General features: G+C 56.7%; 9 protein-coding genes. 2 read left to right on the forward strand and 7 right to left on the reverse strand.

Translation table 11 applies throughout. The annotated features are described in order from the left end of the window. Nucleotides 1-12 precede the first annotated feature (12 nt). Nucleotides 13-1,112, forward strand: a protein-coding gene (locus tag V2154_RS02770) for an IS3 family transposase (RefSeq protein ID WP_088732386.1) whose coding sequence is annotated in 2 segments (ribosomal slippage) — nt 13-274 and nt 274-1,112 — 1,101 coding nt in all. Because the reading frame shifts where the segments join, the coding sequence is not laid out codon by codon here. Here the strand turns inward: V2154_RS02770 and V2154_RS02775 are convergent. From V2154_RS02775 to V2154_RS02790, 4 genes are all read right to left on the reverse strand, one after another. Then, on the reverse strand, nt 1,053-1,388 hold the full coding sequence (locus tag V2154_RS02775) for a S6 family peptidase (protein ID WP_353500975.1): 336 nt from the start codon (nt 1,386-1,388) through the stop codon (nt 1,053-1,055). The two genes, V2154_RS02770 and V2154_RS02775, sit on opposite strands and share 60 nt — an antisense overlap. Before the next feature lie 231 nt (nt 1,389-1,619). After that, nucleotides 1,620-2,321 (reverse strand): bifunctional tRNA pseudouridine(32) synthase/23S rRNA pseudouridine(746) synthase RluA, encoded by a 702-nt coding sequence (gene rluA, locus V2154_RS02780; protein ID WP_353500976.1) that lies wholly within the window; start codon nt 2,319-2,321, stop codon nt 1,620-1,622. A 66-nt stretch (nt 2,322-2,387) separates the two neighbouring features. Then, the gene (rapA, locus tag V2154_RS02785) at nt 2,388-5,285 is read right to left on the reverse strand and encodes an RNA polymerase-associated protein RapA (protein WP_353500977.1); all 2,898 of its coding nucleotides are present in this window, start codon (nt 5,283-5,285) and stop codon (nt 2,388-2,390) included. 195 nt (nt 5,286-5,480) lie between these two features. Further along, nucleotides 5,481-7,877, reverse strand: a complete 2,397-nt coding sequence (locus V2154_RS02790; protein WP_353503895.1) for a DNA polymerase II — start codon at nt 7,875-7,877, stop codon at nt 5,481-5,483. 314 nt (nt 7,878-8,191) lie between these two features. On the opposite strand from V2154_RS02790, the gene V2154_RS02795 reads away from it, so the two are divergent. Then, nucleotides 8,192-8,959, forward strand: coding sequence for a DedA family protein (locus V2154_RS02795; protein WP_034787121.1), 768 nt, complete (start codon nt 8,192-8,194; stop codon nt 8,957-8,959). Between the two features lie 6 nt (nt 8,960-8,965). Here V2154_RS02795 and thiQ read toward each other — a convergent pair whose 3' ends face one another. Genes thiQ through thiB form a run of 3 tightly spaced genes read right to left on the reverse strand, consistent with a single transcriptional unit; the run spans nt 8,966 to nt 12,220 of the window. Continuing rightward, on the reverse strand, nt 8,966-9,667 hold the full coding sequence (gene thiQ, locus V2154_RS02800; protein ID WP_353500978.1) for a thiamine ABC transporter ATP-binding protein ThiQ: 702 nt from the start codon (nt 9,665-9,667) through the stop codon (nt 8,966-8,968). Continuing rightward, nucleotides 9,651-11,261 carry a thiamine/thiamine pyrophosphate ABC transporter permease ThiP gene (gene thiP / locus V2154_RS02805; RefSeq protein ID WP_353500979.1) on the reverse strand — a complete coding sequence of 537 codons (1,611 nt, stop codon included), beginning with the start codon at nt 11,259-11,261 and terminating at the stop codon, nt 9,651-9,653. Before thiP ends, thiQ begins: the two co-directional genes overlap by 17 nt. After that, nucleotides 11,237-12,220 (reverse strand): thiamine ABC transporter substrate binding subunit, encoded by a 984-nt coding sequence (gene thiB, locus V2154_RS02810; RefSeq protein WP_353500980.1) that lies wholly within the window; start codon nt 12,218-12,220, stop codon nt 11,237-11,239. Before thiB ends, thiP begins: the two co-directional genes overlap by 25 nt. Nucleotides 12,221-12,533 lie beyond the last annotated feature (313 nt).

Consider the following 12,533-nt stretch of genomic DNA (forward strand, 5'->3'; position numbering starts at 1 on the left):
AGGTCATTCGTTATGAAAAAGACGCGTTATACCGAGGAACAAATTGCTTTTGCACTCAAACAGGCTGAAACCGGCACTCGTGTCGAGGAAGTCTGCAGAAAGATGGGGATTTCTGAGGCGACATTTTACAATTGGAAGAAGAAATTTGGCGGCATGGGCGTCACGGAATTACGCCGTCTTCGCCAGCTTGAGGAAGAGAATCAGCGCCTCAAACGTCTCGTCGCCGATCTGAGTCTGGACAAGGAGATGCTGCAGGATGTCATTCGAAAAAAGTTCTGAGGCCGCCGCAGAAGCGGGAAGCAGTTGAATATCTGCTGGCGGCCTACCGTATCGGTGTACGCAGAGGATGCCGTCTGATAATGCAGAGTCGCACGGTTTATCATTACTGTAGTCATCGTGACGACAGGGCTATTACCCAACGGATACGGGAAATTGCAGAAACGCGTATCCGTTATGGCTGCCAGCGCATTCATATTCTTTTGCGCCGTGAGGGCTGGCTGGTTAACCATAAGAAAACACACCGTATTTACTGCCTTGAGGGGCTCAACCTGCGTTCGAAACGCCCACGCCGGCATGTGACCGCCAGACACCGGAAAGGACGGCCTCAGGTGCTTGTTGCAGATCAGTGCTGGAGCATGGATTTCGTTGCTGATAACCTGTTCAACGGGCGTCGGATCAGGGCGCTAACTATAGTCGATAATTTTAGTCGGGAATGTCTGGCGATCGAAGTCGGTCAGGGGTTACGGGGCGAGAATGTTGTGGCTGTTCTGGAGCGGTTGAAGCTGTCGTGGGGGCGTGTTCCGCAAAGGCTGCAGACAGACAACGGCAGCGAGTTTATCTCTAAATCGATGGACCGTTGGGCCTATGAAAATCAGGTGACGATGGACTTCTCACGGCCCGGAAAGCCTACGGATAATGCCTTTATAGAGTCATTTAATGGCAGCCTGAGGGATGAATGTCTGAACGTACACTGGTTCCTTTCTTTGGAAGATGCTCAAGAGAAAATTGAATGCTGGCGGCAGGAATATAATCACTTTCGCCCACATTCTTCGTTAAATAATCTGACTCCGGCAGAATTTGCCCGAAGTCATCAAAAAGGTCCGGATCTCTAGTTTAGCCTGGTACGGATATTGGGAGGAGGTCATCAGTGTGGCTATCCCATTACTATCAATGGCGCTAAAATCGGGAATAGGGAAGTTTAGCTTTCCCGCCGGCGTGCCATCCTTATTTAAAACTTCAACGCCTTCCTTCCCTGGACTGTACTTGCCAAGATTTTCAGCAAAATCGCGGTAATCCTGTACCGAGACATCTTCTCGCATGACGGCCGCGTCAACATCAAAAAGAGCCAAGGCAATTAAGCTACTTAGTAACTTTGGTTTCCATGTCATATTCATATTTCCCTAAATACTTATAATTCCGGTCAATGTTTAATTTGAAACTATCTAATTAATATAGAGATAATCCAGATTCTATTGCCGGTTGCTTAGAGAGAATATATTGATTTACATCCCCAAACACGGGGTTGTTTATTATGGGAGTAGAATGATTAATTAGTTAAATATAAAATACAGAATCACACATTACTTATTCTGTTTCTGAGTAATGTGTTCTTCATCTTATTAGAAATCCGGCTCGCAGTTGAAGACCAGCGGCGCATCGGTGATGGGATGGTAAAACGACAACTCCTGCGCGTGCAGCTGCAGGCGATTGACCACGGCCATTGCCTCGGGCGGCGCATAGAACTTATCGCCAAGGATCGGATGACCAATAGCCAGCAGGTGAACGCGCAACTGGTGCGAGCGGCCGGTGATCGGGCGTAGCTTAACGCGCGTGGTGCCGTCATCGTCCCAGGACATCACTTCATACTGGGTGAGGGCTTTTTTTCCGGTTTCGTGACACACCTTCTGTTTCGGGCGATTCGGGTAATCACAAATCAGCGGCAAATCGATAATGCCGTAATCCTCTTCCACCCGGCCCCAGACGCGGGCGATATAGACTTTTTTGGTCTCGCGCTCGCGGAACTGGCGTTTCAGCTCGCGCTCGGCTTCCTTGGTTAACGCCACCACAATCACGCCGCTGGTGGACATATCCAGGCGATGCACCGACTCGGCTTCGGGAAACTCTTGCTGAATGCGGGTCATCAGGCTGTCGTGATGCTCAGCCAGCTTGCCGGGAACGGACAGCAGGCCGCTTGGCTTATTGACCACCATGATGTGCTTATCCTGAAAAATCACCTGTAACCAAGGATCCTTCGGCGGGTGGTAATCCTCCAGCGGCTTGGTATTGGAAGGGATGTAGGATGTGGATTGATTTTCACTCATCGCGGTTTCAATTATCTACTGTCATGAAAAGGGAAGAGGCAGGGGGCACCTGCCTCTTGGCTGGCATTACTGATGGCTAACCACCACCAGTCGAATAGCATCCAGACGCCAGCTGGCATCGTTCAGGTTAGCCAGAACCTGTTGGCGGTTCGATTCTATCGCTTCCAGCTCGTCATCACGAATGTTTGGGTTAACCTCTTTCAGCGACTTCAGGCGCGCCAGCTCTTGGTTCAGCTGCACGTCGGCTTCGACCTTGGCGGCTTCAATCAGCGTGCGGGCTTCTTCGGCAATCTGCGGCTCGGCCTGTTGCAGCATGGCGTGGACATCAGCCTGTACCGCGTTGACCAGCTTGCTGGAGTTGTGACGGTTAATGGCATTTAACTGGCGGTTGAAGCTTTCGAATTCAACCTGAGCCGCCAGATTGGTGCCTTTACGGTCCATCAACATGCGAACCGGCGTCGGTGGCAAGAAGCGGGTTAATTGCAGGTGCTTCGGTGCCTGACACTCCACCACATACACCAGCTCGGCCAGCAGCGTGCCGACCGGCAGCGCCTTATTCTTCAGGATAGACACCGCGCAGCTGCCGGTATCGCCTGACAGGATAAGATCCAGACCATTGCGAATGATCGGATGTTCCCAACTGATGAACTGCGTGTCTTCGCGGGACAGCGCCTGCTCACGGTCGAAGGTCACGGTGCAGCCATCTTCCGGCAGGCCAGGGAAGTCCGGCACCAGCATGTGATCCGACGGCGTCAGCACGATCAGGTTATCGCTGCGGTCTTCCTGATTGATCCCCACGATGTCGAACAGGTTCAGCGCGAAGTTCACCAGATTGACGTCGTTATCCTGCTCGCCGATCTCTTTTGCCAGCTGCTGCGCCGGTTCGCCGCCGTTGGAGTGCATCTCCAGCAGGCGGTCGCGACCGTTTTCCAGCGCCAGCTTCAGCGCGTCGTGCTTACTGCGGCATTCAGCAATAAACTCGTTCAACCCTTCTTGCTCGTTTGGCGTCGCCAGGAAAGCAATCAGCTGCTCATAGGCGCTGTCGTAAATGGTGCGGCCGGTCGGGCAGGTGTGCTCGAAAGCGTCCAGACCTTCATGGAACCAACGCACTAGCACCGACTGCGCGGTCTGCTCGAGGTAAGGCACCATGATGTCGATGTTATTCTGCTGACCGATACGGTCCAGACGGCCAATACGCTGCTCCAGCAGGTCCGGGTTAAAGGGCAGATCGAACATCACCATTTTGCTGGCGAACTGGAAGTTACGCCCTTCGGAGCCGATTTCAGAACAGAGCAGCACCTGTGCGCCATCTTCCTGAGAAGCGAAGTAGGCCGCCGCGCGGTCACGCTCAATAATCGACAAACCTTCGTGGAACACGGCGGCGCGAATGGCTTCGCGCTCGCGCAGCACCTGCTCCAGTTGCAGCGCGGTGGCGGCTTTGGCGCAGATCACCAGCACTTTTTCGTCACGGTTGGCCGTCAGGTAGCCCAACAGCCACTCCACGCGCGGGTCGAAGTTCCACCAGGTGGCGTTGTCGCCTTCGAACTCCTGATAAATCTGCTCCGGGTAGAGCATGTCGTAAGCGCGCGCTTCTACCGTTTTCTTGGCGCCCATGATGCCGGACACCTTAATTGCGGTCTGGTACTGGGTTGGCAGAGGCAATTTCACCGCGTGCAGGTGGCGCTCGGGGAAGCCTTTCACGCCATTACGGGTGTTACGGAACAGCACGCGGCTGGTGCCGTGGCGGTCCATCAGCATCGCGACTAGCTTCTTGGCGGCGGCTTCATCACCGGCGTTGGCGGCGGCCAGCAGGGTGTCGACGTCGGCATTGCCCACGCGTTCGCCCAGCAGCGCCAGCGCTTCCGGCGTTAATTGTTCTTGGTTGAGCAGCAGGGTCACGGCGTCAGCCACCGGCTGATACTGCTGCTGCTCTTCGATGAATTCTTCGTAATCGTGGAAACGATCCGGGTCGAGCAGGCGCAGGCGGGCAAAGTGGCTCTGCTGGCCCAGCTGCTCTGGGGTTGCGGTCAGCAACAGCACGCTTGGGATCTGCTGAGAAAGCTGCTCGATCACCTGATATTCGCGGCTCGGCGCGTCTTCGCTCCACACCAAGTGGTGCGCTTCGTCGACCACCAGCATGTCCCACTCGGCTTCGGACAACTGCTCGAGACGAGACTTATTGCGGCGTACGAAGTCCAGCGAACAGATAACCAACTGCTCGGTTTCAAACGGGTTAGTGGCTTCATGGACCGACTCGGCGTAGCGGTCGTCATCAAACAGCGAGAAGCGCAGGTTGAAGCGGCGCAACATCTCGACCAGCCACTGGTGTTGCAGGGTTTCCGGCACCACGATCAGCACGCGTTCGGCGCGACCAGACAGCAATTGCTGGTGGATAATCATCCCGGCTTCGATAGTTTTACCCAGACCCACTTCGTCGGCTAACAGCACGCGCGGGGCGTGGCGCTGGCCCACTTCATAAGCAATGTGCAACTGGTGGGGGATCAGGCTGGCACGCATACCGCGTAGGCCACCGAACTCCAGACGGAACTGTTCGCGCTGGTATTTACGGGCGCGGAAACGCAGGGCGAAACGGTCCATGCGGTCGATTTGACCGGCGAACAGTCGGTCTTGAGGCTTGCTGAAGGTCAGCTTGCTGTCGAGCAGCACTTCGCGCATCGCGACGCCCGTCTCTTCGGTATCGGTACGCGTACCGATGTAGGTCAGCAGCCCTTTATTTTCAACCACTTCTTCCACCAATAGCTGCCATCCTTCATGGCTACTGATGGTATCCCCGGTGTTAAACATCACGCGGGTGATTGGGGAATCATTACGAGCATACAGTCGGTTTTCACCAGTGGCGGGGAAAAGCAGGGTTACCATGCGCGTATCAATCGCGACGACGGTCCCTAATCCTAATTCGCTTTCCGTGTCGCTTATCCAGCGTTGACCCAATGTAAACGGCATAATCTCTCTCTGTGTCTGTCTGTTATGAACGGCTTTACTGCGCCCTGATTTTTAGTAATAGCTTGCTTTCCTCGCCAGTGGCGCGGAATGGTTAATTTTATGGGGGTGGTTCAGATTCGGGAAAGGGCGCTATGGTAATAGAAGGCGGCCCTTACGTCACGATACATCTTTACTAAACAGACCCGCGCGCCTGATTTAAAACAAACCCATCTGGCCAGTGATCAGTGTAGCAAAGTCATCATGCAGGAAGGGCAGAATGCCGTCGGCCACCGGCTCTAGCTGGCGCTCAATGTAGTGGTCGTAATCAATCGGCGAATGCAGATTCTCCAGCGGCTCCGGCCCGGAAGTGGTCATGACATAGCTTATCCAGCCGCCGTTTTGATACTGCTGTGCGCGGCCTTGGGCCAAATTATACTCGTCGGCCAGCCTTGCAGCACGGACGTGCGGCGGCACATTGCGCTCGTAGTCGCTGAGTTTGCGGCGCAGGCGTTTGCGATAAACCAGCTGGCTGTCGAACTCGCCCGCCAGCGTGCTTGCCACGTAATCCCGCACATAGTCCTGATAGGGCTGATTATGGAAAATACGCTGATACAGCGCCTGCTGGAAATCTTGCGCCAGCGGCGTCCAGTCGGTGCGTACCGTTTCCAAACCTTTATAGATGATATGTTCGCCGTCCGGCCCTTGGGTTAATCCGGCATAGCGCTTTTTACTGCCCTGGTCGGAGCCGCGAATGGTCGGCATCAAGAAGCGTTTGAAGTGGGTTTCAAACTCCAGCTCCAGCGCGCTTTCCAGCCCATATTTCTGCTGCAGATGGGCCTTCCACCAGGCATTCACCTGCTCAACAAGGCGGCGGCCAATGGCTCCGGCCTCCTCTTCAGAATGAGCTTTATTCAGCCAGACAAAGGTGGAATCAGTGTCGCCATAAATCACCTGAAAGCCCTCGGCTTCAATCAGTTCGCGGGTTTGGCGCATGATGTCATGGCCGCGCAGAGTGATGGATGACGCCAGCCTTGGGTCGAAGAAGCGACAGCCGCTGGAACCCAGCACGCCATAAAAGGCGTTCATGATGATTTTCAGCGCCTGCGACAGCGGCTTGTTGTTTTGCTGCTTGGCGGTTTCCCGCCCTTGCCAGATTTGCCGGACGATTTCCGGCAGGCAGTGCTTCTCACGGGAGAAGTGCGCGCCGCGATAGCCCGGCACGGCGTGTTGCTCATCGGGCTGCTGCAAACCCGCGACCAGCCCGACGGGGTCAATCAGGAAGGTGCGGATTATCGACGGATAAAGGCTTTTGTAGTCGAGCACCAGCACGGAGTCATACAGGCCGGGGCGGGAGTCCATGACAAAGCCGCCGGGGCTCATTTCCCCTTCGCGTTCGCCCATGTTCGGCGCGACATAGCCGATGCGATGCATGCGCGGTAAATAAAGGTGGGTGAAAGCGGCCACCGAGCCGCCGTGGCGATCGACCGCCAGCCCGGTCACCGAGGCGCGCTCAAGCAGGAAGGGCATCAGCTCGGTTTTGGCAAAAATGCGCGTCACCAGCTCGCAGTCTTTCAGGTTGTAGTGGCCCAACGCGGGCTTATTTTCGCGAAAACGCTGTTCGATTTCGGCCAATCGCTGGTAAGGGCTGTCGCTGGCTTTACCTTCACCGAGCAAAGTTTGCGAGACGTTTTCCAAACTGAAAGAGGAGAAGTTCCAGAAAGCCGATTTCAGTGCTTCAATACCGTCAATGATTAAACGCCCGGCGGCCGCGGCGAAGAAATGCCCCTGTTTGAAGCCGTGCTCGCGCCACTCGAGGTCGCTACCGTCGCGGCCAAAACGCAGCGGGATGTGGTAGCGCTCGGCGTGTCTTTGCAACACGCGCAGGTCAAACTGCACCACATTCCAGCCGATAATGACGTCAGGGTCGTAGGCCGCCAGCCACTCATTGAGTTTTTCCAGCAGCTTCGGGCGGCTGTCGACATACTCCAGAATGAAGTCGCGCGGAGTGTCTGGGTCACCGTTCGGCGGCCCGAGCATGTAGACGTGGCGCTGGCCGCAGCCCTCAAGGCCGATACAGTAAAGCTCGCCGTTGCCGCTGGTTTCAATGTCCAGCGAGCAGAGCTTTAGCGGCGGGCGATAGGCTTCGGCGGGCTTTATGCGGGTTTCAACCAGCAGATTGTCGCCACTCTGCTGGCCGCTGAACCACACCGGCGCGGTGATGAAGCGCTCCATTAAATAGCGCTCGGGCGGGCGAATATCTGCTTCGAACAGGGTGACTCCCCCTTCTTTAAGCAGTTTTTCCAGCCGCATTAGCTGGCGATGCTGAGTGCAATACAGCCCAAGGACCGGGCGAGATTGGAAATCCTGCAAAGGCAGCTCGCGCAAGCTGTAGCCTTTCTCTCCGATCAGCAGCCGCTCGGCCTGCTTGCGTTGCTCGACGGGCAAAAAAGCCACTGATTCCTGCAAAGGTAAACGCACGCGCTGGGGGCCGCTGTCGGTCGCCAGCCACAGCTCCACCTCCGTACCGCGCGGGGTGTCACGCCAGTGTCGGGTTAACACAAACCCCTGACGTGGCGAGGTGAGCGTCGAAGCGTGCGAAGTGGGTGCGTTGATAAGCGCCTCATTAGGTCGAGTAAAAAAGCAGGGTAGAGCAATATAGTATGGTTATTTATACAGTTCTTGTCCATCGGCGCGGGTTTAAGGCGCATTTAGGCAAATATGCATACAATTCGCCGGTTGACTCACTTTCGCCCTGCGCTGACAATTCAGCCGCGTAATGTTTTATAAAGCTACACTTATGAATTACTGGACTGAAATGCATTTTGTGAATGTTTTTCATTTATAAAGTATTCAGTCATTTACCTGATATTGCAGGGATAGTCAGCCATTGATTTGGCCATGCAAGACGCACATAACACTGGGATTTTATGGAAGCCTATTTACAGCATCTCGTCGCGCAGTCGGTGGGAATTGCACTGATTATCGTTGCGGTGGTGGCGTTTTTTGAATCGCTGGCGCTGGTCGGGTTGATCCTTCCCGGCACCGTCATGATGGCCACTCTGGGCACCCTGATTGGCAGTGGACAGGTTGGCCTGTACGAAGCCTGGCTGGCCGCAGGGCTGGGCTGTTTCGTGGGCGACTGGGCCTCCTATTTCATCGGCCGTCGCTTCAAGGGGCCGCTGCATAACTGGAAGTTCCTGCAACGCTATCAGGCACTGCTCGACAAAACCGGCAGCGCGCTTGACCGTCACAGCTTCGCGACGGTCATTATTGGCCGCTTTATTGGGCCGACTCGCCCGCTGGTGCCGATGGTTGCCGGGATGCTCAGCCTGCCGCCGTATAAATTTGCTCCGCCGAATATTGTCGGCTGCATCACCTGGCCGCCGGTCTACTTCCTGCCGGGTATTTTGGCGGGGGTGGCGATTGATATCCCGGCCGGGCATAACAGCACGGTGTTCAAGTGGCTGCTGCTGGGCTCTGCCGCCTTATTGTGGCTGACGGCGTGGTTGCTGTGGCGCTGGTTCCGCTCGGATAAAAACAGCGGCGACGCCATGGCGCGCTGGCTGCCCTTGGCGCGAGTGCGCGTGCTCTCCGTGCTTGGCGTGATTGCCACGGCGGTCTGCTTTGTGATGCTGAGCAAGCAGCCTTTGATGCCGGTTTACGGGCATCTGCTGTGGAAAGTGATCACCCGCTAACTTCTCTTAGCGCAGCGGAATGCCCAGTATCTGGGCTTCTGCTGCACTGCCTTCCACCAGAGCCTGCGTCGGGCCGTCGTAGTAAATTCGGCCGTCGACAATCAGCAGCGTGCGTTGCGCCACGCGCACCGCGTCATCCAAATTATGCGACACCATCAGCAGCGTCAGATTGCGCTCCGAGCACACTTTATCCAGCAGGTTGAGCATCTCACTGCGCAGTGCCGGGTCGAGGGCAGAAAATGGCTCATCCAGCAGCAAAATAGGCTGGCTGCGTAACAGGCATCTCGCCAAAGCCACGCGCTGGCGCTGCCCGCCGGAAAGCTGCGAAGGCAGGCGATCCAGACAATCCTCAAGCCCCACCTGCCGGGCGATTTCCAACAATTCTTGCTGCTGCGCGGCGCTCAGTTTCAACCCCGGATGCAGCCCCAGCCCCATGTTCTGGCGCACGGTCAGATGGGAGAACAGGTTGTTCTCCTGAAACAGCATGGAGACCGGGCGCTTGGCCGGTGGCGTTTGGCTATGGTCTTGATCATTAAGCAGAATCTTCCCGCTGGTCGCCGCCAAAAAGCCCGCCGTCAGGCTGAGCAGGGTGCTTTTCCCCGCGCCACTTGGCCCCAGAATGGCGACGCGCTCTCCCGCCTCAATCTGTAAATCAAAGCGCATCGGCAGGTGTTCATACAGGTAAGTCAGTTTATTTAGCGTCAGCATGGCGGCCCGGTAAACGTTCAATCAGGGTGAACAGCAAGAAGCATAGCAGCAGCAATAGCAGCGCGGTCACCGCGCCGTCCTGACTGCGATAAGAGCCAATCTGCTGATAAAGGTAGAAAGGCAGCGTGCGGAAATTCTCATTGCCAAACAGCGCAATGACGCCGAAATCCCCGAGGGAAAGCACGCAAGAGAAGGCCAGCGCCTGGGTTAAAGGGCGTTTCAGCGCGCTGAATTCCACCCAGCGCAGTCGACGCCAGCCGCGCATATCCAGAGACAAACAGAGCAGGCTGTAGCGTTCGGCGACGTCACGCATCGGGTTATCCAGCACCTTCATGGCATAGGGCACCGCCATTAGCGCGTTGGTCATGATAACCAGCGACCATGGCGATTGCGGCAGACCGATGGTGTCGCTGAGCAGTAAGAAGAAGCCGGTCGCCAGCACGATGCCGGGCATCGCCAGAATCAGCATGCCGCTGATATCCAGCGCCTGCGCCCAGCCGCTGCGCTGGCGAAGTCTCAGCTCGCGGCTGCTCCACAGCAGCATCATGGTCAGGATCACGCAGAGCGATCCGCTGCCCGCCGCGATGCGCAGCGAGGTCCAAAGAGCCTGCCACAGCGCCGGTTGTTGAAGCACGCTGAGCACGGCGCGGTTGGCACCATCAACCACTACCGCCAGCAGCGGAGGGAGAATAAGCAGCAGCGCGAGGGCGATCAGCAGGGCGTCGCAGCTTCGGCGCAGCAGCGAGTCATTGGGGTCGTACCACTTCTGCGCGTGGGTATGGCCGACCGGCAGCGCGCGGCTGAGTTGCTGGCTTAGCATCACCAGCCCGAGGCAGCACACCAGTTGGATCAGCGCCAGACTGGCGGCGCGGGTTAGGTCATAGTCGTAACTCAGGGCCTGATAAATCGCCAGCTCGATGGTGGTGGCCTGCGGGCCGCCGCCCAAGGAGAGCACGGTGGCAAAGCTGGCGAAGCACAACATAAAGATTAGCGCAGCGGCGGGCAGGATCTGGCGGCGCAGCGCGGGCCATTCGACAAAACGGAACTGCTGCCATGCGTTCATGCCGAGCTGGGCGGCAAGCTGGCGCTGCTCGGTAGCGATGTTTTCCAGCGCCTGAAGCAGCAGGCGGGCGGCCAGCGGCAGGTTAAAGAAGATGTGAGCCAGCAAAATGCCTTTCAGCCCATAGGGCGAGAAGGTGTAATCCACGCCCAACCATTGGCAGAGCTGGGCCAGCCAGCCCTGGCGGCCATAGACGCTGAGAATGCCGAACACCGCAACCAACACCGGCAGCACTAAGGTCATGGCGCACAGGCGCAGCAGGATTTGGCGGCCGGGAAAGCGGCGGCGGAACAGGGCGCGCGCCAGCAGAATCGCGGGCAGCACGGAGAACAGCGCCGACAGCAGCGCCTGCCAGAAGGTGAAGCGAATGACATGCCACAGATAGGCGTCTTGCCACAGCGAGGGGCCAGCTAACTGTGGCGCATGACGCCACAGGGAACCCAGAGCCAGCACGGCCACCGCTAAAATACTCAGGGCGGCGACCATGCCCGGCCATAGCCAGTGGGGGATTAGCGGCTGACGGCGGTTTGCCATGCCTGAATCCATTGACTACGGTGATCAGCGACGTCTTGCGCGCTGTATTGCAGGGATTTGCTCGGTACGGTCAGCTGACCAAAGGCGGCAGGCAGCTCGGATTTGACCACCGGGTACATCCAGTTGCCGGTCGGGATGGCGTTCTGGAAGCCCGCGCTGGTGACGAATTTGATGAATTTCGTTGCCAGTTCCGGCTGTTTGCTGGCGGCCAACTGCCCGGCTACTTCAACCTGCATATAGTGGCCTTCGCTGAAGTTTGCGGCGGCGTAGTTGTCTTTCTTCTCTTCAATGATGTGATAAGCCGGAGAGGTGGTGTAGCTCAGCACCAGATCACTTTCCCCTTTCAGGAACAGCCCGTAAGCTTCGCTCCAGCCCTTGGTGACGGTGACGGTTTTCTTCGCCAGCTTCTGCCACTCTTGCGGCGCTTTGTCGCCATAGACTTTCTGCATCCACAGCAGCAGGCCGAGGCCCGGCGTGCTGGTGCGCGGGTCTTCGTAAATCACTTTCCAGTTCTGCGGGCTGTTGATCAGCTCATCGAGACTTTTCGGCGGGTTCTTCAGTTTGTTCTTGTCATAGACGAAGGCGAAGTAGCCGTAATCGTAAGGCACGAAGGTTGAGTTGTTCCAGCCACCCGGAATATCCAGCTTGGCGTCGATAGCCGGGGCTTTGGCGAACAGGCCGGTTTGCTCCGCGGCTTGCAGCAGGTTGTTATCCAGCCCGACTACCACGTCGGCCTGACTGTTTTTGCCTTCCATCCGTAAGCGATTGAGCAGCGAGACGCCATCTTCCAGCGCGACATATTTCAGTTCGCAGCCGCAGTCAGCTTCAAAGGCTTTTTTAATCGCCGGGCCGGGGCCCCAGTCAGCAGCGAAAGAGTCGTAGGTGTAAACAGTGAGGACAGGCTTGGCGGCGAAGGCCGGGGCGCTCAACAGCAGCAGGAAAGGCAGTAATTTCTTCAACTTTGCACTCCATAAAAGAAAAGGGGCAAAGGATTTTGAGTAAGCAGGTGCAGTCTCAAATCCCTCCGCCGGGGTTAACCGGATCAGGTTCGACGGGTATCAAATCTCAGCCTTTAAACTTGCTGCGCGGGTGTTGATCGGGTGTCGTGCAGTGCTCGCCTTGCTCACGTACTTGAGTACGCTGCGCTGGCTGTGCGCTGGACTTCACCCGCTGAACACTCGCTCGCGGCATTTAAATAGAGTTCATAAAACAATGAACTTCAGGCACCCCGTTGAGAACGATTGCCATTCTAGAGACTTCGCGCGGCTTGTG

It is taken from the genome of Ewingella sp. CoE-038-23 (assembly GCF_040419245.1).
In the GTDB taxonomy this organism is placed as follows: Bacteria; Pseudomonadota; Gammaproteobacteria; order Enterobacterales; family Enterobacteriaceae; genus Ewingella; species Ewingella allii.

Coding starts and splice junctions, on each gene's coding strand:
- V2154_RS02775 (WP_353500975.1), bottom strand. CDS start 1,388: ATGACATGGAAACCAAAGTTACTAAGTAGCTTAATTGCCTTGGCTCTT.
- rluA (WP_353500976.1), bottom strand. CDS start 2,321: ATGAGTGAAAATCAATCCACATCCTACATCCCTTCCAATACCAAGCCG.
- thiQ (WP_353500978.1), bottom strand. CDS start 9,667: ATGCTGACGCTAAATAAACTGACTTACCTGTATGAACACCTGCCGATG.
- thiP (WP_353500979.1), bottom strand. CDS start 11,261: ATGGCAAACCGCCGTCAGCCGCTAATCCCCCACTGGCTATGGCCGGGC.
- V2154_RS02795 (WP_034787121.1), top strand. CDS start 8,192: ATGGAAGCCTATTTACAGCATCTCGTCGCGCAGTCGGTGGGAATTGCA.
- rapA (WP_353500977.1), bottom strand. CDS start 5,285: ATGCCGTTTACATTGGGTCAACGCTGGATAAGCGACACGGAAAGCGAA.